Source organism: Methylotenera mobilis JLW8 (genome assembly GCF_000023705.1).
In the GTDB taxonomy this organism is placed as follows: domain Bacteria; phylum Pseudomonadota; class Gammaproteobacteria; order Burkholderiales; family Methylophilaceae; genus Methylotenera; species Methylotenera mobilis.
This window is the reverse complement of record NC_012968.1, coordinates 2,401,417-2,425,179: the sequence shown is the minus strand read 5'-3', so window position 1 is coordinate 2,425,179 and position 23,763 is coordinate 2,401,417. Positions and strand designations below refer to the sequence as shown.

At 47.5% G+C, this 23,763-nt stretch carries 19 protein-coding genes; 13 read left to right on the top strand and 6 right to left on the bottom strand.

Translation table 11 applies throughout. The features are described 5' to 3' along the window. Positions 1-12: 12 nt before the first annotated feature. On the bottom strand, positions 13-1,257 hold the full coding sequence (gene hemA, locus MMOL_RS11330; protein WP_015833177.1) for a glutamyl-tRNA reductase: 1,245 nt from the start codon (positions 1,255-1,257) through the stop codon (positions 13-15). Between the two features lie 117 nt (positions 1,258-1,374). Here hemA and rpe point away from each other — a divergent pair, with 117 nt between their 5' ends. The 7 genes from rpe (at position 1,375) to MMOL_RS11295 (ending at position 13,039) form a co-directional block, all read left to right on the top strand. Continuing rightward, positions 1,375-2,085, top strand: a complete 711-nt coding sequence (gene rpe, locus MMOL_RS11325) for a ribulose-phosphate 3-epimerase (protein WP_015833176.1) — start codon at positions 1,375-1,377, stop codon at positions 2,083-2,085. A gap of 117 nt (positions 2,086-2,202) precedes the next feature. Beyond that, complete coding sequence (locus MMOL_RS11320; protein ID WP_015833175.1) at positions 2,203-2,868, top strand: phosphoglycolate phosphatase; 666 nt, start codon at positions 2,203-2,205, stop codon at positions 2,866-2,868. A gap of 185 nt (positions 2,869-3,053) precedes the next feature. Beyond that, positions 3,054-4,535 carry an anthranilate synthase component I gene (trpE, locus tag MMOL_RS11315; RefSeq protein ID WP_015833174.1) on the top strand — a complete coding sequence of 494 codons (1,482 nt, stop codon included), beginning with the start codon at positions 3,054-3,056 and terminating at the stop codon, positions 4,533-4,535. 9 nt (positions 4,536-4,544) lie between these two features. After that, positions 4,545-7,142, top strand: a complete 2,598-nt coding sequence (locus MMOL_RS11310; RefSeq protein WP_015833173.1) for a bifunctional diguanylate cyclase/phosphodiesterase — start codon at positions 4,545-4,547, stop codon at positions 7,140-7,142. A gap of 356 nt (positions 7,143-7,498) precedes the next feature. After that, on the top strand, positions 7,499-8,749 hold the full coding sequence (locus MMOL_RS11305) for a TolC family protein (RefSeq protein ID WP_238524380.1): 1,251 nt from the start codon (positions 7,499-7,501) through the stop codon (positions 8,747-8,749). A gap of 19 nt (positions 8,750-8,768) precedes the next feature. Next, positions 8,769-9,896 carry an efflux RND transporter periplasmic adaptor subunit gene (locus MMOL_RS11300; RefSeq protein WP_015833171.1) on the top strand — a complete coding sequence of 376 codons (1,128 nt, stop codon included), beginning with the start codon at positions 8,769-8,771 and terminating at the stop codon, positions 9,894-9,896. Next, the gene (locus MMOL_RS11295; RefSeq protein ID WP_015833170.1) at positions 9,896-13,039 is read left to right on the top strand and encodes an efflux RND transporter permease subunit; all 3,144 of its coding nucleotides are present in this window, start codon (positions 9,896-9,898) and stop codon (positions 13,037-13,039) included. Before MMOL_RS11300 ends, MMOL_RS11295 begins: the two co-directional genes overlap by 1 nt. Before the next feature lie 152 nt (positions 13,040-13,191). On the opposite strand, the gene moaC is transcribed toward MMOL_RS11295, so the two are convergent. After that, entirely contained in the window at positions 13,192-13,674 is a 483-nt protein-coding gene (moaC, locus tag MMOL_RS11290; protein ID WP_015833169.1) for a cyclic pyranopterin monophosphate synthase MoaC, read from the bottom strand. Positions 13,675-13,781: 107 nt separating this feature from the next. Between moaC and MMOL_RS11285 the strand changes: the two genes are divergently transcribed. The 5 genes from MMOL_RS11285 (at position 13,782) to ahpF (ending at position 18,584) form a co-directional block, all read left to right on the top strand. Next, the gene (locus tag MMOL_RS11285; protein ID WP_420794739.1) at positions 13,782-15,242 is read left to right on the top strand and encodes a beta-barrel assembly-enhancing protease; all 1,461 of its coding nucleotides are present in this window, start codon (positions 13,782-13,784) and stop codon (positions 15,240-15,242) included. A gap of 8 nt (positions 15,243-15,250) precedes the next feature. After that, the gene (locus tag MMOL_RS11280; RefSeq protein ID WP_015833167.1) at positions 15,251-15,685 is read left to right on the top strand and encodes a thiosulfate oxidation carrier protein SoxY; all 435 of its coding nucleotides are present in this window, start codon (positions 15,251-15,253) and stop codon (positions 15,683-15,685) included. 72 nt (positions 15,686-15,757) lie between these two features. Continuing rightward, positions 15,758-16,075, top strand: coding sequence for a thiosulfate oxidation carrier complex protein SoxZ (soxZ, locus tag MMOL_RS11275; RefSeq protein WP_015833166.1), 318 nt, complete (start codon positions 15,758-15,760; stop codon positions 16,073-16,075). A gap of 203 nt (positions 16,076-16,278) precedes the next feature. Beyond that, positions 16,279-16,842 (top strand): alkyl hydroperoxide reductase subunit C, encoded by a 564-nt coding sequence (gene ahpC / locus MMOL_RS11270; protein WP_015833165.1) that lies wholly within the window; start codon positions 16,279-16,281, stop codon positions 16,840-16,842. A 158-nt stretch (positions 16,843-17,000) separates the two neighbouring features. Next, positions 17,001-18,584 carry an alkyl hydroperoxide reductase subunit F gene (ahpF, locus tag MMOL_RS11265; RefSeq protein ID WP_015833164.1) on the top strand — a complete coding sequence of 528 codons (1,584 nt, stop codon included), beginning with the start codon at positions 17,001-17,003 and terminating at the stop codon, positions 18,582-18,584. A gap of 56 nt (positions 18,585-18,640) precedes the next feature. Here the strand turns inward: ahpF and MMOL_RS11260 are convergent, their stop codons facing one another. The 4 genes from MMOL_RS11260 to MMOL_RS11245 all read right to left on the bottom strand — a co-directional run bounded on the left by MMOL_RS11260 (position 18,641) and on the right by MMOL_RS11245 (position 22,533). Next, positions 18,641-18,838, bottom strand: a complete 198-nt coding sequence (locus MMOL_RS11260; protein WP_420794738.1) for a YgaP family membrane protein — start codon at positions 18,836-18,838, stop codon at positions 18,641-18,643. Between the two features lie 156 nt (positions 18,839-18,994). After that, complete coding sequence (locus tag MMOL_RS11255; RefSeq protein WP_015833162.1) at positions 18,995-20,635, bottom strand: NAD(P)/FAD-dependent oxidoreductase; 1,641 nt, start codon at positions 20,633-20,635, stop codon at positions 18,995-18,997. 154 nt (positions 20,636-20,789) lie between these two features. Further along, positions 20,790-21,446 (bottom strand): HdaA/DnaA family protein, encoded by a 657-nt coding sequence (locus MMOL_RS11250; RefSeq protein ID WP_015833161.1) that lies wholly within the window; start codon positions 21,444-21,446, stop codon positions 20,790-20,792. A gap of 4 nt (positions 21,447-21,450) precedes the next feature. Then, complete coding sequence (locus tag MMOL_RS11245; RefSeq protein ID WP_015833160.1) at positions 21,451-22,533, bottom strand: AI-2E family transporter; 1,083 nt, start codon at positions 22,531-22,533, stop codon at positions 21,451-21,453. Positions 22,534-22,670: 137 nt separating this feature from the next. Here MMOL_RS11245 and purM point away from each other — a divergent pair, with 137 nt between their 5' ends. Beyond that, the gene (gene purM / locus MMOL_RS11240) at positions 22,671-23,720 is read left to right on the top strand and encodes a phosphoribosylformylglycinamidine cyclo-ligase (protein ID WP_015833159.1); all 1,050 of its coding nucleotides are present in this window, start codon (positions 22,671-22,673) and stop codon (positions 23,718-23,720) included. Positions 23,721-23,763 lie beyond the last annotated feature (43 nt).

Below are 23,763 nucleotides of genomic sequence, written 5' to 3'. Positions count from 1 at the left end.
AAGTAATACTGCTTAACTTTTAATTTGATATAAGTCTTTTAGAATTTCTTCTAGTTTCGCGTGTTCGTCGCCATGCGTCTTGTTTAAAGCATGGCTAGGCGCATGCAGGAATTTGTTGGTGAGTGCCACGCTCAATGCTTCTAGCGCTTTTTCCGGAGCTTCGCCTTTTTGCAGCAGTTTGTAGGCTTTATCTAGCTCGGCCTTGCGCATATGCTCAGCTTGGTCGCGCAATGCTTTAATGGTGGGAACAGCATCGCGTTTTTTAAACCACTGCATGAAATTTTCAACGCGGGTTTCCACAATCATTTCTGCTTCTACCGCGGCAGTCTGCCGGTTTTCAATACCGTCAGAAACCACTTGCGCTAAATCATCTACCGTATATAAGAAAACGTCATCCAATTCAGCTACTTCAGGCTCAATGTCACGTGGTACGGCTAAGTCCACCATGAAAATCGGGCGATGGCGGCGCGCCTTGATTGCGCTTTCTACCATGCCTAGCCCGATGATGGGCAATGTGCTGCCGGTAGAAGTGATGACGATATCAAAATTGGCAAAGTGTGCAGGTAAATCATTCAGCAGCATGGCTTCGCCATTGATTTTTTGCGCCAAGTTAGAGCCACGCTCAATGGTGCGGTTGGCAATGGTCATGCTTTTGGGTTTTTGCGAGGCAAAATGGTCTGCACATAGCTCTATCATTTCCCCTGCACCAATAAACAGCACTTTTTGTGCGCTGATGTCACCAAAAATACGCTGTGATAGCTTGACCGCCGCGGCCGCCATGGAAATAGAGTTGGCACCGATGTCGGTGTTGGTGCGTACCTCTTTGGCTACTTCAAACGTGCGTTGGAACAGCTTGTGTAACAGGGTGCCTAGAGTGCCGGCGTCTTGGGCGATTTTTACCGACTGCTTAAACTGACCTAAAATCTGTGGTTCGCCCAGTACCATGCTATCTAAGCCAGACGCCACACGGAACGCATGTTTCACCGCTTCATTGTCCGGTAGGGTGTAAATGTAAGGGGCAATCGCGGTTTGCTCGATGTTGTGATACTGCGACAGCCAGGCCAGCGCTTTTTGCGGGTCGTCCGTACTGCAGTACAGCTCGGTGCGGTTGCAGGTAGACAAAATGGCCGCCTCCGAAGCGTCGTGCATGGTCAACTCGCGCAGGGCGCTACCAAGATGCTCGCTGTTAAAAGCGACATGCTCGCGGATTTGGATGGGGGCGGTTGTGTGGTTCACGCCTATAACATATAACTGCATAAGTGTAATTTTGAGGGATTGGACTATCTTAAGCAAGAAGCATCATCTTATTAGTGTGAAATAAGGTTAAAATAACGCTTTAAACTGATTAATAAATTTAATTTGACGGATATTGCCATGGATAAAACTTTTAGAATTGCCCCAAGTATTCTTTCTGCAAACTTTGCCAAACTTGGTCAAGAGATTGAAGATGTGATTACTTCAGGCACAGACATCGTGCATTTTGACGTAATGGACAACCACTACGTACCTAACCTCACTATTGGTCCATTGGTGTGTGATGCAATTCGCGAAACTGCAAAAAAAGTGGGCGCATTGATTGATGTGCATTTAATGGTTAAACCAGTAGATCGCATTATTCCTGACTTTGCTAAAGCGGGCGCAAACATCATCACTTTCCACCCGGAAGCTTCTGAGCATATCGACCGTAGCTTGGCCATGGTGCGTGATTTAGGCTGTAAATCAGGCTTGGTGTTCAACCCAGCTACTTCATTAAGCTACTTAGACCATGTAATGGATAAAGTAGACATGATTCTATTGATGTCAGTGAACCCTGGTTTCGGTGGTCAAAAATTCATCCCTGAAACATTAGAAAAGCTAAAATTAGCACGCGCACGTATCGATGCATACTACGAAAAAACTGGCCGTCAAATCTGGTTGGAAGTAGACGGCGGCGTAAATGCACAAAATATTGCAGAAATTGCACGTGCTGGTGCAGATACTTTTGTTGCTGGTTCTGCAATTTTTGGTTCACCTAAAGATACCGATGCAAATCGCTACAACACCGTAGTGGCTGAAATGCGTGCATCTTTAGCAACTGTAAAATAAGCACAATCATTTAAGATTGCCTAGCCGCTACGATAAGAGCTGCTAGGCGTTCTTAGACCGATGTGTTGGAACTAATCTAGCTTTAAATCAGCGTCATTGAAACTCAAGTAAATCATCATGGGATTTCATGTTAAAGCCGTTATGTTTGACCTTGACGGTACATTGGTGAACACTGCGCCTGAAATTGCTTATGCGGCAAATCAGATGCTGAGCGCATTGAACTTACCAAATAAATCGCCGGCGCAAATCGCGCGTTATATCGGTGAGGGTGTGCAAATGCTGGTTAAACGCTGTGTAACCAACGGTACGCAGGTGGAGCCAGATGAAGCTTTGCTCAACGATGCGCAGGCTTTGTTTTTTGAACACTATGCTCAGAACGTGAGCACTAGCCAGCCATATCATGGCGCGCTAGAAACCCTTAATGAACTCAAGCGCACCGGCTTTAAGCTCGCGTGTGTCACAAATAAACCCGAAAAATTTACACTGCCGTTACTGAATGCGACAGGATTGGCAGATTTTTTCGAGTTGATTGTTTCTGGTGATACCTTACCGAAAAAGAAACCCAATCCGATGCAGCTGCATCATATCTGTAAAAAATTAGGAGTGCTGGAAACAGAATCCATGCTGGTAGGAGATTCTGATACGGATGTAGTAGCCGCACACGCTGCAGGATGCTATATTGTTACTGTGCCCTATGGGTATAATCAAGGTAAGGCAATCGACGAGAGTATGGTGGATGCCACTATCGAGCATTTACCTGACTTAATTCATTTATTAACCTAGTATTACTTTTAAACATAACTTCGAATATGAAGCACAGCGCATACGACTATTTATACGATAAGTTTCTTAATGATTCTTTTAGCTGGCGAGGCTCTTGGCAACGCTAATCTACGAAGCGCAGCGCACACATCAATCATGTGGCGTGCGATTTTTTAAGAACACGATAATTTAGTCTTAGGAAGTTTATGTTAAATACTATTAATCAAGAAGAATTCAACGCCCTGGCAGCACAGGGCTATAACCGCATTCCCCTGGTACTCGAAACTTTTGCTGACCTCGACACCCCGCTTTCCCTTTATTTGAAACTTGCTAACCAGCCTTTTTCATACCTGCTGGAATCTGTACAGGGCGGTGAGCGTTTTGGCCGTTACTCCATTATTGGCTTACCTGCAAAAATGCGCATTGTGGCGCATGGCAAGAATATTCAGGTGCTGGATGGCGATACCGTGGTGGAAAGTGTGGAAAATGCCAACCCGTTGGACTTTGTGAAAAGTTTCCAAGCACGTTTTAAAACGCCGCCTTATGAAGGTTTGCCTAGATTCACTGGCGGTTTGGCCGGTTATTTTGGTTACGAAACCGTGCGCTACATTGAGAAGCGCTTGGCTGACAAGCTAAAGCCAGACGCGATTGCAACGCCAGACGTGCTGTTAATGGTGTCTGAGCAGTTGGCCGTGGTAGATAATTTAAGCGGTAAGCTTTATTTTATTGTTTACGCAGATGCGACTGCACCAAACGCGTACGAGCAAGCTAAGCAGCGCCTAAATGAGTTGATGCAGAAGTTAAGAAGTACAGTCACCATTCCAAAATCTGCTGCTACAGAAAAAACCACAGCTAGCTCAGAGTTTGGTGAAGATAACTTCAAGGCAGCAGTTAAGCGCGCGCAGCAGTATATTCTGGATGGTGACATCATGCAGGTGGTGTTGTCACAGCGTATGTCGCAACAGTTCTCTGCACCGCCGTTATCGCTATATCGTGCCTTACGCAGCCTGAATCCATCGCCTTATATGTTCTATTACGACATGGGCGATCATCATGTGGTGGGCGCCTCCCCTGAGATTCTAGTGCGACTTGAAAACGGCACGGTGACCGCACGGCCAATTGCAGGCACCAGACCGCGCGGCAAGACACGCGAGCAGGATATTGCCTTGGCAGAAGAGTTGCTGGCAGACCCGAAAGAGCGTGCCGAGCACGTGCAATTGATGGATTTAGGACGTAATGATGTAGGCCGCGTTGCGGTGACAGGCTCGGTGAAAGTGACCGATAACATGATGATAGAGCGCTACTCGCACGTGATGCACATTGTGAGCAATGTAGAAGGTAAGCTCAAACCAGGCATGGATGCGATAGATGTGATTAAAGCGACCTTCCCTGCCGGTACCGTGTCTGGCGCGCCTAAAGTGCGTGCGATGGAAATCATTGATGAGTTAGAACCTAGCAAGCGCGGCATTTATGCGGGTGCTGTCGGTTATTTGGGTTTTAATGGTGATATGGATGTTGCCATCGCGATTAGAACCGGCGTGATTAAAAACAACATGCTTTATGTACAGGCTGGCGCCGGCATCGTGGCCGATTCTGTCCCTGAAAGTGAATGGATGGAAACGCAAAATAAGGCACGGGCAGTGCTTCGTGCTGCCGAGTTGGTACAAGACGGTCTTGATATCAGCTAAGCGCCGGTGATGCAAAACGCTATTGCTCAATATCGTTTTTTGACTTTCAAAGGAAAGTTAATTACTTTTGTAGCAGTAGCGTTTGCTTATTTTGTCACCGCTAAACTTGGGCTGATGGTGCCCTATAAAGAGTCGGTAGCAACGCTGATTTGGCTGCCTACCGGTATTGCGGTTGGCGCCATCATGCGCTGGGGGCGTGTCAGTATTCCGGCTGTCTTTGTCGCATCATTACTTGTTGAATTAACTGTTTTACCTCTCACCGCCAGTGTTTTGATTGCAATCACTAATACACTTGGCCCTCTCCTCGCAGCCTACCTCCTGCCAAAATTACGTTTTAATCATCATCTCTATAAGCAAAAAGATATTTTTCTGATGATTGCCGTCGCCTTGATCGGCATGTCCGTGTGCGCGACTGGCGGAACGTTTAGCTTATACATTACCGGGCTTGCTCCAACTGATAAATTATCCAGTATCTGGTTTATTTGGTGGCTGGGTGACAGCCTCGGCGTGCTGCTTGCCCTGCCTTTGGTGCTCAATCTCGGCAGAAAGGGCACTTTCAGCTGCAACGACAGATGCTATCAACTGCTGGCATGGATCATTTTATTTGTCTGCGTTGAGCTCATTATCGTGAGCGCGGTGCCAGATCTCAATAAACAGTTTATTTTATCCATGTTCGTGATTCTGCCCATGCTGATATGGGCCTCCATGAGCTTTGGTTTGGTTGGCGGTTCGTTCTTTGTGATTATTTTATCCAGCATAGCCGTGTGGGTAACATCGCAGGGTAGCGGTAATTTTTACAGCCATGATTTAAGTGAGGGTGTGTTTTCACTGTGGACGTTTATGGTGGCCTTAGTGGTGACCATGCTATTAATTTCCGCTTTGCAGTCTGAGCGTAATTTAGCGCATATGACCATACAAAAAAATGACAAAAAACTGCGCTCAGTGATTGATGGCGCGTTTGATGCCATTGTTACCATAGACTCAGCCGGATTGTTGGTTGAGTTTAACCCGGCAGCTGAGCGTATTTTTGGCTACAAAAAAGAAGATGTGTTGGGTAAATCTATGCCAGACCTGATTATTCCGGCACGCTATCGAAATGCACATCATGCCGGGCATCAGCAATATAAAATGACTGGTGTTACGCATATTTTTAACCAGCGCATCGAGCTGGTGGGGATGCGGGCGGATGGCAGCGAGTTTCCTATTGAGTTAACGCTTACTGCATTAAAAGATAATAATCTGTCTTTAGTCACCGGCTTTGTGCGAGATATATCCGAGCAGAAAAGAGCGCGGCAGGAAATTGAAAATTTTGCGTATTATGACGCGCTAACTAGCTTGCCGAATAGACGTTTGCTCGCAGATCGCTATCAGCATGCCATGTCCATCGCGCAGCGGGCGAAGACCTACTGCGCGTTATTGTTTATTGATTTAGATAAATTTAAAGTACTCAATGACACCAAGGGTCACGATGTAGGCGACCAATTGCTAATAGAAGTGGCGCATCGCATTCAACATACGGTGCGCGCCGGCGACACCGTTGCTAGGCTGAGTGGCGATGAGTTCGTGGTGATACTGGAAAGTCTGGATCAGAATGCCAGCATTGCTTATCAACAGGTGAGCGAGATTGCCCAAAAGCTGCTGGCAGAGCTGAATAGAAATTACTACCTGAGCTTGTTTGAGTTTGCTACCAGTGCCAGTATCGGTGTCACTTTGTTCAATGACAATGCGCTGACGTTTGAAGACCATTTACGGCATGCAGATACCGCAATGTATCTATCAAAAGATAGCGGCGGTAATACTTATCGCTTTTATGACCAGCTCACGCAAGAAAGTATAGAAAAAAACTTTGCATTGGAGGCTGCGCTGGGGCTGGCGTTAGCTAATCAGGAGTTGTATCTGAATTATCAGCCTATTGTGAATGTGGCTAAACAGGTGGTAGCGGCTGAGGTATTGCTGAGGTGGAGCCATCCGACTTTGGGTAATGTCAGCCCGGTAGAGTTTATACCGATTGCAGAAAAGTCGAATCTGATTATTAAAATTGGACATTGGGTGCTAGAGCAGGCATGTGAGCAACTGAAAACATGGGAGGCGAGCCCTGTACTTGGCCAAATCAAGCTCTCGGTGAATATTAGCGCCAAGCAGTTTTTATATATCAACTTCGTGCAAGAGCTGCGCGAGATATTGGCACGTACTGGCATCAATCCTAGTTTGCTGAAGCTTGAGCTGACTGAAACAGCGGTGATTGATAATATGGACGATGTGATCCATAAAATTGGTATCCTGCGGCAGATGGGGGTGCGCATTGCACTAGATGATTTTGGCATTGGGCATTCATCTTTGGTCTACCTTAAAAAGCTGCCGGTGACGCAAATTAAGATTGATCAGTCATTTGTGCATGATGTACTTACCGATTCAAATGATGCAGCCATTATTCAGATGGTGCTGGCGGTTGGCAAAACCATCCATTGCGATATCGTGGCAGAAGGGGTGGAGCAGGTAGAGCAATTCGAACTGTTGCGCGAATTTGGCTGCGACTATTTCCAGGGCTATTACTTTAGCCGGCCAGTGAATGTGGCGAATTTCGAACAGTTTGTCAGTGCTAGTTAATTTGTCTGTGATAGTTAAGCTAAATTCATCAATTCTTAATAATTAAGATGGCGGGGTAGGATATACTGCGGGGTTATTTTTGTGCTGCCATTTATGGTTTGGCTTTAGTTTGGTATGTGTTTGGTCGCGTTGAGCTTAAGTTTAAACTTAATGCGGGCACTTGATACAAGCTAGATACAAATCAGGAGTTAATGGATACACTTAATACATCCATGGAATTTTTCTTACACCTTATAGTCAATTAAGCGTCCTACCTGATTCCAAACAGCTAAAGATATCCCCTAAATTTGACTAAAAAATAATCATAGCGAATAACAATGTTGAAAAAAGTTGCTTATCTCCTTGTGCTCGGTTTTTTGAGTAATGTACCCACTGCCTATGCCGAAACTGATTTGGCACATCTAACGCTGGACGCAGCCCGGCAACTATTTCAAGCAAATAATAAAGAGCTGACTTCCGCGAGGCGCATGGTACAAGGGGCTGAAGCTAACGCCATCACGGCTTCGCAAAAGCCTAATCCTAGTTTGTCCGTTGGTGTTTCCAGCTTTAACCTGAATCGCTCCGCTGGTAATAGAAACCAAAATGGCAGCAACAGCCTATCGGATCAAACGCTTAACTCCAGCGTGCAGGTCAGCCAGTGGATAGAGCGCGGCGATAAGCGCGAGCTACGTATGGCGTCTGCTAAGAATGCGATTAAAGCATCCAATTACGACTTGAAAGATGCGGAACGTCAACTGTTATTGAGCTTCAATGATGCTTATTACGACTTAGTGTTAGCGCAAGAAACGGAGAAAATTCTTGCGAGCAATCGTGCTTCCTACGAAAAAGCCATTCAGGCAGCTGAGCTCAGATTAAAAGTCGGGGATATTGCTGCGAGCGACGTAGCCAGAATGCGCGTAGATTTGCTAAAAATACAAAATGACATACGCCAGGCAAAAGCCAACCGCGAAAAGGCGCAAGCCAACCTGGCTTATATGATGGGGCAGGAAAATGAGGCCGCGCGTTTGTATGCGCAAGATGGCTGGCCGGCACTGAGTCAGGCTGTCAGTACGGTGCAAGATGTGGATGCCCGCCCTGATGTATTAGCGGCTGATGCACGGACTAGGCAAGCAGAAGAGAATCAGCGCCTCGCCAATGCCTTAAAAACGCGCGATGTGAATATTGCGCTGCAGTATCAACGCTTTCCCGGACAAATGCCAGGTTCTGACACGAATACCATTGGGGCAGCGATTACTATCCCTTTATTTACCAATTATGAATATCAAGGTGAGATTGCCAAAGCGGAAGTAGATCTGACATCGGCGCTGGAAGCAAAACAGCAGGCGCGAGCCTCCGCGGTGAGTGAGATTTCACGTGCCCGTGCAGATTTAAATGCAGCCTTGGAAAAAGTTAATCGTTTTGACACGCAAATTTTGACCGAAGCACAAAAAGCCGCAGATGCTGCCGAGTTCGCCTATAACCACGGCGCTACCGGTATCACGGACTTGCTGGATGCACGCCGTATACTGCGTTCAATACAGCTAGATGCCGCCACCGCCCACGCTGATTATGCAAAGGCACTGGCAGCATGGCAAGCGGCAATAAAAACAGAAGATTATCAAAATTAAGTATTCATAAGGTAAGCACATGAAGCACGGATTCAACTCTTTACTCACAGTTCTCTTGGTTGGAGCCGCTATCGTGCTACCGACCCCACTCTTGGCCGGCCCCAAGCCCGCGCCACATGCCAAAGCCGAAAACGAAGTAATTTTAAAAGAAAACTCTGCGCAAGATGCTAATTTAAAAATTGAGCCAGTGGTTGAAGTACTGGCCTCCACCACTGAGCCATTGAATGGCAAAATCAGTTTTGATGAAAACTATACTTCACGCATCAGTTCCCCAGTCTTAGGGCGTGCCATCAAAGTTCAGGTGCAATTAGGTGATAGGGTAAAGGCTGGCCAGGCCCTGTTGACGATTGATTCGCCAGACCTAGGCTCTGCTGTGGCTGATTACCGCAAGGCAACGGCTGATTTAGACCTTAAAAGAAAAGCGCTAGAGCGCAGTAAGCTGCTGTTAGATGGTGGCGTGATTGCGCACAAAGAGTATGAGGCAGTACAAGCTGATATGGCGCAATCTCAAGCTGAGGCTACGCGTACCAAATCACGCTTACACAACTTGGGCATTGACCACGCTAGCAGCAATGAAAGTTTTATACTGAAAGCACCGATGGCAGGCATGGTGGTAGACCGTCAGGTCAACCTCGGTAATGAAGTGCGCCCCGATGCACCTAACCCGCTCTTTATTATTACCAACCCAGATCATCTTTGGGCAATTATTGACTTGCCAGAGCGCGATCTTAGCAAAGTCAGCCTAGGCCAAGCCTTGAGTATCAAGGTGGATGCTTATCCTGATGAGGAGTTTCAAGGCAAAGTACAGTCTATGGGTACCATGCTGGATCCGGTGAGCCGTCGCGTGCAAGTGCGTTGCTCGGTAGAGAGCAAAGGCAAATTACGCCCAGAAATGTACGCCAAAGTTACCCCGCTTAATATGACGCAGCAAAAAGTCATTCGCATCCCTAATAGTGCGCTGATTACAGAAGGCCTGTATAGCTTTGTATTCGTTGAAACCAGTCATGGCCATATTCAAAAACGCCGTGTCACGTTAGATTTACAAGGGCGTGATTACGCCACGATTAAAGAAGGCCTCAAAGCTGGTGAGCGCGTGGTCACTAAAGGCGCTATTTTGATTAACTCAGAGCTGGCCGCGGATAAATAATGCTAGAAAAACTCATTACCTTTTCGCTGCAACAACGTACCTTTGTACTGATTGCAACGTTTATCCTCATTGTCGCCGGTATCGTCTCGGTGCAGAACCTGCCAATTGAAGCTTTTCCTGATGTTGAGGACGTACATGTCGGTATCGTGACGCAAGTGCCAGGCTTGGCACCAGAAGAGGTGGAGCGTGTGGTGACGCTGCCGATTGAGCATGGGATGAGTGGTGTGCCGAATTTGTCGCAAATGCGTTCGGTGTCTATTACCGGCTTATCGGTGGTGACACTGACTTTTTCTGAAAAGACCGATGACTATTTTGCCCGTCAGCAAGTGCTGGAAAAACTGCAGGCCGTCAGTCTGCCACCGGGTTACCAGCCTACGCTAGCTCCACTCACTACGGCGGTGGGTGAGATTTACCGCTTCTTGGTAGAGGCGCCTAAAGATATGCCGCAGCGCGAGGTGCGCGCTATTCAGGACTGGCAGATTATCCCAGTGTTGAGAACGGTGCCCGGTGTTGCTGATATTACTAGTTTTGGCGGTGCGGTCAAAGAGTACCAAATCAAGCTGGACCCTTACCTGCTCAAGAAGTACAACCTCAGCATCGATCAAGTTAATCAGGCACTCAACAACGGCAGTAGCAATGTAGGTGGCGGCCTCATGCACCGGGGCGATGAGTCGCTGGTTGTGCGTTCATTAGGTTTATACCGCTCGCTGGATGACATTGCCGAAACGGTGATTGTATCGAGTGCAGGCAAACCTGTCTTGGTGAAAGACGTAGGCGAAGTGGTGATAGGCAATCGTTTCCGCTCAGGTATCGTGGCCTTTAACAATCAGGATGATGTGATTGAAGGCATAGTCTTGATGAACAAAGGCCAGAATCCGGCTAAGGTGATTGAAGCCTTAAAAGCCAAGGTGGACGAGGTAAATGCCAAGTTGCCAGAGGGTGTGAAAATCCGGCCTTTTTATGACCGTACTAGCTTGATTCACCACACCGTACACACCGTGACCGAAAACATGATTGTTGGCGCGATTCTGGTGGTGGCGATTCTTATCATCTTTTTGCGTAACTGGCGTGCCGCGCTTATCGTGGCGGCAATTATTCCGCTGTCGCTGTTGTTTGCCTTTATCGTCATGGATATACGCGGCGTTTCTGCTAACCTGATTTCATTAGGCGCGGTGGACTTCGGTATTATTATCGACAGTGCGGTGGTGCTGGTGGAGGCACTTATGGTGAAACTGTCACTGGCGAAAGTAGATGAGTTCCCCCATCACGGCACGCATTCATGGCGTGTTACCACGCTCAAAAATACGGCGATTGAAATGGGACGCCCTATCCTGTTTTCAAAAGTGATTATTATTCTGGCCTTCCTGCCGATTTTCACGTTCCAGCGCGTAGAAGGTAAAATCTTCTCGCCCATGGCGTTTACCTTGAGTTTTGCTTTGCTAGGCTCAATTTTGCTCACGCTCACCCTAGTGCCAGCGCTCATGTCTTACTTAATGAAGCGCACCGACATGGCTGAAAAACACAGCTCATGGATGCATAACGCACAAGAGTGGTATCGTGGCACCCTGCTCAAGGTGGTGAAGGTACGCATCCCTGTGATTGTGGCATCCGTTTCTTTACTGGTGCTGTCCTTGGTGTTGTCACCATTGTTGGGCTCAGAGTTCTTGCCCAAGCTGGATGAAGGCAATATTTGGCTCACCATCAGCATGCCACCTTCTACCGGCTTAGAAAAAACCAAGGAAATTGAACGCAATATTCGCAGCGTGTTGACCAGCTATCAGGAAGTGAATTTGGTGGTAAGTCATGTTGGGCGGCCTGATGATGGTACCGACCCTAAAGGCCCCAACAATATTGAAATATTGGCGGACTTAAAACCTAAAGACAGCTGGAAGTTTAGTAATAAAGAGGCGCTGATTGCTGATATTTCCAGCAAGATCCATCAAATTCCGGGTATTCCAACCAACTTCTCGCAAGTGATTCAAGATAGCGTGGAAGAGGCCTTGTCTGGTGTTAAAGGCGAGATTTCCGTCAAAATATTTGGCCCGGATCTAGCAGTGCTGGAAGAAAAATCAGACCAAGTGGCCACTGTACTCAATTCGGTGCAAGGTGCTACCGATGTGGCGGCTATCCGTATTTCTGGTAACTCGGAACTGGATATTACTTTAGATCGCCAAAAGCTGGCACGTTACGGCATGAACGTGAATGATGTGAATGCTTCAGTGCAAACGGCATTGGGCGGTACCACGACCAACACATTCTATGATGGCGACCGCCGCTTTGATGTCACGCTACGTTTGGCCAGAGATTACCGCGACTCGTTGGATGATATTAACGAACTGCCAATTGCCTTACCCAATAACGCCGGCACGATTCCTTTAGGGGAAGTGGCTGATGTCACGATTAAGCAAGGCGCATCACGCGTGGCGCGTGAAGGGGTTTCTCGCATTGTGGCAATCAAAGCCAACTTGATAGACCGTGACCAAGGTAGCTTTGTAAAAGAAGCGATGGCCAAGGTGAAGGAGCAAGTCAAGCTACCACCGGGCTATACCATGACCTGGGGTGGTCAGTTCGAGAACCAACAGCGCTCAATCAAGCGCCTCAAGGTGATTGTTCCGCTTTCATTAATGCTGATTTTTGTGGTGTTATTCGGCGCCTTCCGCTCGGTGCGCAACGCACTGCTTGTGTTGTTGATGATTCCGTTCAGCTTGATCGGCGGTTTTGCCGGCTTGGCGTTAGCTGGGTTGCACCTATCTATTTCGGCGGCGGTGGGTTTTATTGCGCTAGCCGGTATATCGGTACAAAACGGCGTCATTATGGTGGAGCAATTTAATCATCTGCTGTTAGAAGGCCGTAGCATCGCAGAAGCTGTGCTGGAAGGTGCGGTGGTACGCTTGCGTCCGATTCTGATGACCGCGCTAATGGCCGGTTTGGGCTTGCTACCAGCAGCACTGTCGCACGGCATCGGCTCAGAAACGCAGCGTCCTTTCGCGGTGGTGATTGTCGGCGGCCTAGTTACCGCTACAGTTTTCACCCTGTTGTTGTTGCCGTTACTGTTCCCGCTGTTCTTTAGTGAAGAAAAATATAAGGGTGATGTAAAAGGCACGGAGCCAGTCACCGGTGATGAGCAATTAAAGCCGCATTAATGCTAGCTAAAGGCTATGCCAAATAAAGGCATAGCCTGTTTTGCGTGGTGTTGATCAAGCTATTTTTTCAGGTATCAACTGAATAAAACGTTCACCCCGAGTCTGGTTTTAGTGGATATGGTTTTGACAAGTTTGCGCTTGATAAGACACGCTTACTTCTCGGCAATCCAGTGTCCAGACTTCCCGCCCTGTTTTTCTAGCAGTTTTATATCCGCAATCACCATGCCTCTGTCTACTGCCTTACACATGTCGTAGATGGTGAGTAAGCAAGCACTCACTGCGGTGAGTGCTTCCATTTCTACACCTGTTTTGCCATAAGTTTCAGTGGTAACGGTGCAGTTGATGCTGGATAGTGCTTCATCTACATCAAAACTCACCGCAATGCGCGTGAGGAAAATGGGATGGCATAGCGGGATAAGGTCTGAGGTTTTCTTTGCAGCCTGAATCGCGGCGATTCTGGCAATGCCAAGTACATCCCCCTTTTTGCTGGTACCGGATTGAATCAGGGCCAGGGTCGCTGGCAGCATGCTGATGTGGCCGCTGGCGATGGCAATACGATGCGTTTCAGCTTTTTCTCCGATGTCGACCATATGTGCCTGGCCGTGTTGATCAAAGTGGGTAAGTGGGTTGGTCATTTTGAGTGTCTCGGTATTTAGGGTGTTGCCGTGTTGAACTGCTTGGGCTGATGGCGGATAATTTGCGCAGAATTATGAAACATTCAACTACAAACGTTATCATAGTAATGATGAAATTAACTTTACCTACCATTAGATTATTAGCCATTATATTATTAGTTGTAGCCGTTGCGCATGGTCATCTAGCAGTAGCCAATGAATTGCCAGATTTGGGCGATGTTTCTGCCACGGTGCTTTCACCTTTGCAGGAGCAAGAAATTGCCGAGCAGATTTTGCGCCAGGTGGCGGTGAGCGATGAAGTATTAAATGATGTGGAAGTCACTGATTACCTGCAAAGCTTAGGTGGGAAGTTAGTGGCGAATGGCCCGGACAAGCGGCAGAGCTTTAACTTTTTTGTGGTGCAGGACCCATCCATCAACGCCTTTGCTATGCCGGGCGGGGTGATTGGGGTACATACCGGCTTGATACTTGCCGCGAATAGTGAATCTGAGTTGGCCAGTGTGCTTGGGCATGAAATCGGCCACGTAACACAGCGTCATTTGGCGCGTATGCTGGCCTCGCAAAAGTACGATACATTTAAGAACTTGGCTGGTATTGCGTTAGCATTGCTGGTGGCAAGGTCTAACCCGCAGCTGGCGACGGGAGCGCTCACGGCATCTTCTGCCATAGGCGTGCAAAATCAGCTCGATTACACACGAGAGCACGAGCGTGAGGCGGATCGTATCGGTTTGCAGATTTTAGATTCGGGCGGTTTTGATGTACGCGCCATGCCAGAGTTTTTTAAAACCCTGCAGCGCGGTTCGCGCTTTGCCGAGGGTAACGCACCTAGCTTTTTACGTACCCACCCTTTAACTTCAGAGCGTATTGCGGATGTGACTAACCGTGTAGAGCAGATGCACTATAAGCAAGTGCGCGATAGCATAGAGTTTCAGTACGTAAAAGCTAAGCTACGAGCCACGTTGGGGGGCGATCAGGCGGCGATTGATTTATTTGAGCAGAATATTCGTGAGCAGCGTTATGCCAATGCTGCGGCAGAGCATTACGGTCTAACGGTAGCGTTGTTACGTAAAAGCGCATGGGTAGCGGCGGACAAAGAGCTGGCCTGGCTGCAGAAAAATGCCGCGCCACACCCCATGATTGCAAGCTTGGCCGCCCGTTTAGAAGTGGCTAGAGATAAGCCCGCGGCCGCTGCAGAAAGATATGCATCAGGCTTAAGAAGTTTCCCGGATAGCCGTGCCTTGATTTATGGTTATGCCGAGCACTACCTCGCTACCAGGCAGGCAGAGCCGGCGATACAGTTAGTTAAGGCTAAACAGAGTTTGTACCCAAATGACGCATATTTCTATGACTTGCTGGCCAAGGCTTACACTATGCAGCATAAAGTGCTGCTCAGTCACCAGGCGCAGAGCGAGGCTTATTTTAGGAAATATGATCTGGCGCGTGCTATTGAGCAGATGGATTTGGCGGCGAAAGCAAACGATGGTGATTTTTATCAGCAATCCATTGTGGAGGCGCGCTTAAGGCAGCTTAGGCAAATGATGGGCGATGACAAAAAGGCAAAACTGTAGGGGGTGATATGCAGCGTAGAAGTTTCTTATTAGGTATGCTGACACTGATTGCGTTAGCGCCGCTCAAGCTATGGGCAGCATTATGGAATAAGCCTGCGTTTGAAGCGGTGAAAATCAACGATGTCAGCAAGTATTTAAATATTAATGCCGAGATTTCCTCGCAGGATATCGTGATTATCGCGCCCGACCGTGCCGAGAATGGTGCCATTGTGCAGGTGGAAGTGCAAAGTAAGATTGAGAATACCGAGGCGATTGCGATTTTAGTCGAGCATAACCCTACGCCGCTGATTGCCAATTTTATGTTCAGTAATGGCGCTGAGCCATTTGTGATTACACGCATCAAAATGGCAGAAACCTCAGATCTGAAAGTCGTCGTAAAGGCTGGCACGCAATATTTCACACGCAGTAAAAATATTACGGTGCTAGAAAATGGCTGTGGCTAACATGGATGCGGGCGATCTTGTTTCACGCAGTGGTAATCCCCACAGCATACTATCGCGTACTTAGGAGCTTACATGGATAGCAACATGAAAATGCGCGCCCAACTGAAGGGTGACTACACTGAAGTGAAGGTGTTGATGAGTCACCCCATGGAAACCGGGCGCAGAAAAGATGACCATGACCAATTAGTGCCTGCACATTTTGTGCAGTTGTTGACGGCTACCTTAAATGGCAAGCAGGTAATCGAGGCACAGTGGGGTACGGGCATTGCTAAGAATCCCTACTTAACCTTTAGATTAAAGGGGGCCAAGTTAGGTGATGTGGTAGAAGTGACGTGGCATGATAATTTAGGTGAAAGCGCCACACAAAGTATTGCCGTTACCTCGGTTTAAGGTGGCGGAGAGCTTGATGCAGTTTAGGCTATATTCATTGTAAATCACGATATCAAAGTACGGCAGCATAGTTTTATCATAAATTTAATTTATCAATATCATTAGAATGATATATTGGATTTATTAATTTTCGGTCTTTATAATTCAAACCATGAATTGATCGCTTTATTAACCATTTTTTTAATCAATAGATAGGAAGAACGATGTCATTAATCAATACACAAGTACAACCATTCAAAACCGAAGCTTTCCACAATGGTAAATTTGTTGAAGTGAGCGATGTAAGCATGAAGGGTAAGTGGTCTGTGGTAATTTTCATGCCGGCAGCATTTACTTTTAACTGCCCTACTGAAGTTGAAGATGCTGCTGATAACTATGCTGAATTCCAAAAAGCAGGTGCAGAAGTGTACATCGTGACAACTGATACGCATTTCTCACACAAAGTATGGCACGAAACATCACCAGCTGTGGGTAAAGCAAAATTCCCATTAGTGGGCGACCCTACACACAAATTAACACGTGCATTTGACGTGCATATTGAAGAGGAAGGTCTGGCATTACGTGGTACTTTCGTGATCAACCCAGAAGGCGTGATCAAAACTGTAGAGATCCACAGCAACGAAATCGCACGTGACGTAAAAGAAACACTACGTAAATTGAAAGCTGCACAATTCACAGCAGCTAACCCAGGCCAAGTTTGCCCAGCTAAATGGCAAGAAGGTGCTAAAACATTAACACCATCATTAGACCTAGTAGGTAAGATCTAATTATTGTTGTAAGCAAAGCAGTACTGCGCTAACGAGCAAACATCTCTTAGCGCAGTGAAATAACAAGGGCATTATTCAAAAGATAATGCCTTTATTTTAAGTAGCGTTGGTTGTGTTACGTCACACCAAACTAAAAGAATTTAAAGAAGAGAGCAATCATGGCATTAGAAACTGGTATCAAAACCCAATTGCAAACCTATTTACAGATGTTGCGTGAGCCTATCGTGTTGGCTGCGTCATTAGATGAAACACCAGCCGCACAGGAAATGCGTGAGCTGCTGGAGGAAATCACCAGCATGTCAGACAAAATTACGCTGACGATGGAGGATGATGCGCGCAAACCATCATTTGCTGTAAAGCGTGGTGCAGGTCATGCCGAAGCAAATAAAGCGGTCGGTGTGCGTTTTGCTGGTATTCCTATGGGTCATGAGTTTACCTCTTTAGTGTTGGCGCTATTGCATACGGGCGGTCACCCGATGAAGCTAGAGCCAGAAAAAATTGCGCAAATCGCAGCGATTGAAGGTAGCTTCCATTTTGAGACTTATATTTCACTGAGCTGCCATAACTGCCCAGACGTAGTACAAGCCATGAATATGATGGCGGTGATTAACCCCAACATCACCCATGTGATGATTGATGGTGCGCTGTATCAGGATGAAGTTAAAGCAAGAGAAATTATGTCCGTGCCAACCATTTACTTAAATGGTGAGGTGTTTGGCGCAGGCCGTATGGAACTAGATGAAATCCTGCCAAAAATCGATCTTGGCGCGGTGGCGCGTGAGGCGAAAAAGCTAGATGCACAAGCGCCTTTTGACGTGTTGGTCGTGGGCGGTGGCCCTGCGGGTGCCTCTGCGGCTATCTATGCGGCACGTAAAGGCATACGCACTGGTATTGTTGCCGAGCGCTTTGGCGGGCAGGTGATGGACACCTTAGGCATTGAAAACTTTATTTCGGTAAAGGAAACCGAAGGGCCAAAACTAGTAATGGCGCTGGAAGAGCACGTAAAAAGCTACGATGTAGAAATCATAAACTTGCAGCGTGCGGTTTCACTCACTGAGCCAGGCAAGCATGGCAACAAAAACGAAGATTTAATCGAGCTGAAACTGGAGAGCGGTGCTACCTTAAGAAGTAAATCGGTGATTCTGGCTACCGGTGCACGCTGGAGAGAGTTGAATGTGCCTGGTGAGAAAGAGTACCGTGGCAAAGGCGTGGCTTATTGCCCACACTGTGATGGTCCGTTATTTAAAGGCAAGCCAGTGGCAGTAGTCGGCGGTGGTAACTCCGGGGTAGAGGCAGCGATTGATTTGGCCAACTTTGTTGACCATGTGACCTTGCTGCAATTTGATACCGAGTTAAAAGCCGATGCCGTGTTGCAGAAGAAATTACGTTCTTTGCATAACGTGACCATCATTACCAGCGCACAAACCACTGAGGTGACGGGCGATGGTAACAAGATGAATGGCTTGACGTATACCGACCGCGTCACAGGTGAGTCTAAGCATTTGGCGTTGGATGGTGTATTTGTGCAGATTGGTTTAGTGCCGAATAGCGATTGGTTAAAAGGTACTTTAAACCTGAGTAAGTACGGCGAAGTAGAAGTGAATCACCATAACGCAACATCGCTGCCAGGCGTGTTTGCTGCTGGCGACGTGACAACTACCCCTTACAAGCAAATCATTATTGCCATGGGTGAGGGGGCTAAAGCTTCATTAGGTGCGTTTGATTACTTAATTAGGCAATAGCTGGGATTAAGCAGTAACTAGCGATAAAAAGGCGGCTTTTCAGCCGCCTTTTTTATTTATTCATGTTTGGTTTTACAGGTGCTAATACCAAGCATGCCGTAAGCAGGGCAAAAGTTAATCAGCCCAGTCACTAGCGGCACCACACCTATCCAAGCCCAAACTGGGCCGTTTGCAAATAATGCCCAAGCGATTAAAGCAAGCCCTGCAATAATACGCACGACACGTTCGGCTCCACAAATGTTAGCTTTCATCATGCAGCTCCTTGAGTGAACACTGACACAGAAGTCAGAGTGTTCAGTGTACGCCCAACTGATGCAGTATGAAAGTGGCTGTATTGATGCCGCTGCTAGTGAGCGTCGGTAATGCCTGAAGGCTGATAATACTTAGCTTCAGATAATATTCAGGCGCCGTTAATGCTGGCTACCGATAATACTAAGCGCCACTGCCTCTGCGACTTTAATGCCATCCACACCAGCCGACAAGATGCCACCGGCATAGCCAGCACCTTCGCCGCAAGGATATAAGCCTTTGGTGTTAATGCTTTCCAAGCTGTCGTCATCACGTTTGATACGGATGGGTGAGGAAGTGCGTGTTTCTACACCGGTCAGTACCCCATCAGCTAAGTCAAAGCCTTTGACCTGTTTGGCAAACTCCGGGATAGCCTCACGAATCGCGGTAATGGCAAATTCTGGTAACACCGATGCCAGGTTGGTGAGGTGTACACCTGGTTTGTAAGACGGAGTGACTTCACCAAACTGCGTAGAGGGCTGGTTTTGCAGAAAATCACCGATTAGCTGGCCAGGCGCATGGTAATTGCTACCGCCAGCGATAAATGCCTGGCTTTCCAACTGGCGCTGTAGTTCCATCCCTGCCAGCGGATGGCCAGGGTAATCTTGCTCTGGCGTGATACCTACGACTATGCCCGCGTTGGCATTGCGCTCATTACGGCTATATTGACTCATGCCGTTAGTCACCACGCGGTTAGGTTCTGATGCTGCGGCAACCACAGTGCCGCCAGGGCACATACAGAAGCTGTAAACTGAGCGGCCATTTTTTGCATGATGTACAAGTTTGTAATCGGCTGCGCCTAGCTTGGTGAGTAAGTCCTCACTGTAGCTCTTGCCGTATCTGGCTTTGTCGATAATAGATTGCGGGTGTTCGATACGGAAGCCAATCGAAAACGGTTTGGCTTCAATGTAAATGCCGCGCTGGTGCACCATTTCAAACGTATCGCGTGCGCTGTGGCCTACTGCCAACACCAAATGGTTGGTTGCTAGGCGCTCCCCGGTTTGCAACACCACGGCTTGCACTTGATTATTTTCAATCACGATATCATCCACACGGCTTTCGAAGCGGATCTCGCCACCTAGCTCGGTGATGGTTTTGCGCATTTCCTCTACCATCCCCACCAAACGGAAGGTACCGATATGCGGGTGGCTGACGTACATGATTTCTTCCGGCGCGCCGGCTTTGATAAATTCTTGAATCACTTTGCGACCATAGTGCTTAGGATCTTTAATTTGGCTATAAAGCTTACCGTCTGAGAACGTACCGGCGCCACCTTCGCCAAACTGCACGTTGGACTCCGGGTTGAGCGTACTTTTACGCCATAAGCCCCATGTGTCTTGTGTGCGCTTACGTACTTCTTTGCCGCGCTCCAATACGATAGGTTTGAAACCGGCTTGCGCCAAGATAAGAGCGGCAAAAATGCCAGCTGGGCCAAAGCCCACGATGACAGGCCTTAGCTGCGGTGCTACCTCGGTAGTTGCCACAAATTTATAACTGGTATCTGGTGCTGGTTTAACGTGTGCATCTTTGCGGAACTTGGCGAGTATTTTTGCTTCGTTCTTCACCTCTACATCCAGGCTGTACACATACAAAATGGCATGTGATTTACGCGCGTCTACGCCACGTTTGAAAATCTCAAAATGAATTAAATCACTTCCCGCAATTTCCAGGCGCTTCAGCAAAGCGGCTTTAATTTCGTCTGTTTGGTGGATTAAGGATTGTGCGTTCTCAATCGGGAGTTTTATTTCACTAATACGTAACATGTGTGGTCACTTTAATAAGGGGAGTGTTTATCTGCCAATGGGGTGTGATTTTACAGCATGTTGGGCCTGGCGAAAAATGCCATGATTGCGCTGGGCTAGCTTTGCTAAGGTGAGCGTTCATTGCCCAAATATACGTACCTAAGCCGGCGTTAAGCTAGGCTTGCAGGTTGTGCTGTAACAGTTTCTTGAGCATAGGTACGGTCACCGGTTTTTTCTCGGTGAGTGACCATACATCCAGCGCATCCAAGACGGCCATCAGAGTTGGCAAGTCGCGGCGCAGGTAGCGCAGGCAGTACTCCACCACTTCATCCGGCAACTTCATGCCACGTTCTGTGGCATGCGTTCTCAGTGCTTGTGCCTTTTCTTCATCGGTGAGCGGGTGCAGTTGGTAAACCAACCCCCATGCCAATCTGGTGGCTAAATCGTCGCGCAGGTTCATTTGCATAGGGGCAGCAATGCCGCTAGAAATCAGGATGCCGCCAGAGGAGCGCAACTGGTTGAATTGGTCAAACAGTGCGATTTGCGCAGCTTCATCTAGTGTATGCGTGTCATCTGCAATAAATAGCGGCAAATTAGATTGTCGAGCCATGCGTTCGCAGGCTTGTAGCAGGTGTGACTTGCCGCTGCCTTGTGCACCCCATAGGTAGATAAAACGCGCCTCTTCGGCGTGAGTGAGTGCTTGCTTTAGGCTGAAAAGTGCCTCTGCATTTTGCCCCTCGATAAAGTTATCTAAGCTAGGTGGTGGCAGTGGCTGAATATCCAGCAATAGTTGCTTGGTCGGGGATTTGTAATGATGCTCCGTGCTATGCATGCTGCTAACCTAAATAAAAGTGACTGCTAAGATATTTTTGTTTGGCGTGCCTGAAGCCGACGGCAATCGCGGCCGATACGGGCAGCGCCAGTAGTATGCCGGCAAAGCCAAATAATTGGCCACCAGCCATCAGTGCAAAAATGACTACAAGCGGGTGCAGGCCGATGCGGTCGCCCACCAACCATGGTGTGAGTGCCATGCTTTCCACCAATTGCCCAATGCCAAACACAATCAGCACCGGAATGAGATCGTTGAGGTTGCCGTATTGTAATACGCCGGAAATGGCTGCCAATGTTAGGCCTAAGCCAAAGCCTAGGTATGGAATAAAGCCTAATAAGCCGGATAATATACCGATAGGTAGTGCAAACTCCAAGCCGACTAACCATAAACCAGTGGCGTAAAAAACGCTCATCAATAGCATCACGGTCAGCTGTCCACGTAAGAACTCGGCGAGTACAGCATCAATATCAGCGGCAATTTCCTGCGTTTTGCCTATCAGTGAACGCGGCAATAAAGTGCTGATTTTTTGTAACAAAATATTCCAGTCTACTAGCAAATAAAACAGCACGAGCGGAATCAACACCACATTACCTAGCCAGCCGATAATGGTCATGCCGTGGCTGCTTAAGCTCAGCGCAATATTCTTGGCAAAGTTGCCGGTAGTTTTCCAGTTTTCGGTAAGGATAGCTTGAATCTGGGTTGGATCGATCTCGGTGCTGATGCCAAAGTTCTTTTGTAGCCAAGGTTCTAGGCTGGTTTTTGCGGTATTTAAATACGCAGGAATCTTCTGTGATAACTGCACAAACTCATGTTGCAGCAGTGGAATCATGATCAGCAAAATGATAGTCAGCACCGCGAACAGCAACACTAGAACTAACACGGTGGCGATGGTGCGACTAGGTTTGAATGAAAGTTTTTTTGCGATGCTATTGCATTGAATTGCTTCAATCTTATTGACTAAGGGGTTGGCAATGTAAGCCAAGATGGCCGCAATTAAAAATGGAGTAAGGATAGGGCCCAGCAGGTAAATGATGCCAACAACCGATAAAACCGCGACTAGCCAAGCGGTATTTGTGTGTTTGTTCATTCTGCGCTTTCAGTAAAGTGTGACTGTTTTGTAAAAGCCAGTGTTTTCCGGCCTTCAACATTTCAGATAACTAAGCATTTCGGTTAAAATAGCATTATAACGATAGAACACAATTTTTGTAGAAAGCGAGAACCCCCTTGAGCGCCAATAATTCAGATAAAACTTCAATTAGCTACCGCGATGCCGGAGTGGATATTGAAGCGGGTGATGCATTAGTTGAACAAATTAAGCCGTTTGCCAAACGCACGATGCGCCCAGAAGTATTAGGCGGGATTGGTGGTTTTGGTTCATTGTTTGCGGTGCCGCAAAAATTTAAAGAACCAGTCTTAGTTTCTGGCACTGATGGCGTGGGTACTAAGCTTAAATTAGCGTTTGAGCTGAACAAGCACGATACCGTGGGTATTGATTTGGTAGCCATGAGTGTAAACGACATTTTAGTGCAAGGCGCAGAGCCACTGTTTTTCCTAGATTACTTTGCTTGTGGCAAACTGGAAGTTGGTGTTGCAGCGCAAGTGATTAAAGGCATTGCCGAAGGTTGTGAGCAATCTGGCTGTGCATTGGTAGGCGGTGAAACTGCAGAAATGCCAGGTATGTACCCTGCCGGTGAGTATGACTTAGCCGGTTTTGCCGTGGGTTGCGTAGATAAAGCCAACTTGATCAGTGGCACAACCATTGCTGCGGGTGACGTAGTGTTGGGCCTAGCTTCCAGCGGCGCACACTCAAACGGCTATTCGCTGATTCGTAAACTGATTGAAAAATCAGGCATTGATTTTGAATCTGACTTCCACGGTAAAAAATTCAAAGACGTGGTGATGGCGCCTACGCGTATCTATGTGAAATCATTATTGAAACTGATTGAGGCAATGCCGGTTAAAGGTATGGCGCACATTACCGGTGGCGGTATTACCGAGAACATTCCACGTGTGTTGCCTGAAGGTTTAACTGCTGAAATTCAGGCGTCAGGCTGGGAGTTGCCGCCGCTGTTCCAATGGCTGCAAGCACAGGGCAATATCGTGCCGAGCGAAATGTACAAGACATTTAACTGTGGTATCGGTATGGCAATTGTCATGGCCAAAGAAAACGCAGCAGCAGCGAAAGCATTACTTGAGGCTGCAGGTGAGACCGTGTTTGAAATTGGTCACATTCGTGCACAAAATGCAGGTGAAGCACCTACGATTGTTGTCTAGTCTGGTTGTTAAAGTCGTTAGAAAAACTGCTTGTCGTGTAACA

Bases quoted from the DNA above. Each gene is read 5' to 3' on its own strand.
- MMOL_RS11320 (WP_015833175.1), top strand. From the start codon at position 2,203: ATGGGATTTCATGTTAAAGCCGTTATGTTTGACCTTGACGGTACATTG.
- moaC (WP_015833169.1), bottom strand. From the start codon at position 13,674: ATGACCAACCCACTTACCCACTTTGATCAACACGGCCAGGCACATATG.
- hemA (WP_015833177.1), bottom strand. From the start codon at position 1,257: ATGCAGTTATATGTTATAGGCGTGAACCACACAACCGCCCCCATCCAA.
- soxZ (WP_015833166.1), top strand. From the start codon at position 15,758: ATGGATAGCAACATGAAAATGCGCGCCCAACTGAAGGGTGACTACACT.
- MMOL_RS11300 (WP_015833171.1), top strand. From the start codon at position 8,769: ATGAAGCACGGATTCAACTCTTTACTCACAGTTCTCTTGGTTGGAGCC.
- MMOL_RS11245 (WP_015833160.1), bottom strand. From the start codon at position 22,533: ATGAACAAACACACAAATACCGCTTGGCTAGTCGCGGTTTTATCGGTT.
- MMOL_RS11280 (WP_015833167.1), top strand. From the start codon at position 15,251: ATGCAGCGTAGAAGTTTCTTATTAGGTATGCTGACACTGATTGCGTTA.
- ahpC (WP_015833165.1), top strand. From the start codon at position 16,279: ATGTCATTAATCAATACACAAGTACAACCATTCAAAACCGAAGCTTTC.
- ahpF (WP_015833164.1), top strand. From the start codon at position 17,001: ATGGCATTAGAAACTGGTATCAAAACCCAATTGCAAACCTATTTACAG.
- MMOL_RS11295 (WP_015833170.1), top strand. From the start codon at position 9,896: ATGCTAGAAAAACTCATTACCTTTTCGCTGCAACAACGTACCTTTGTA.
- MMOL_RS11285 (WP_420794739.1), top strand. From the start codon at position 13,782: ATGATGAAATTAACTTTACCTACCATTAGATTATTAGCCATTATATTA.
- rpe (WP_015833176.1), top strand. From the start codon at position 1,375: ATGGATAAAACTTTTAGAATTGCCCCAAGTATTCTTTCTGCAAACTTT.
- MMOL_RS11310 (WP_015833173.1), top strand. From the start codon at position 4,545: ATGCAAAACGCTATTGCTCAATATCGTTTTTTGACTTTCAAAGGAAAG.
- MMOL_RS11250 (WP_015833161.1), bottom strand. From the start codon at position 21,446: ATGCATAGCACGGAGCATCATTACAAATCCCCGACCAAGCAACTATTG.
- MMOL_RS11260 (WP_420794738.1), bottom strand. From the start codon at position 18,838: ATGATGAAAGCTAACATTTGTGGAGCCGAACGTGTCGTGCGTATTATT.
- trpE (WP_015833174.1), top strand. From the start codon at position 3,054: ATGTTAAATACTATTAATCAAGAAGAATTCAACGCCCTGGCAGCACAG.
- MMOL_RS11255 (WP_015833162.1), bottom strand. From the start codon at position 20,635: ATGTTACGTATTAGTGAAATAAAACTCCCGATTGAGAACGCACAATCC.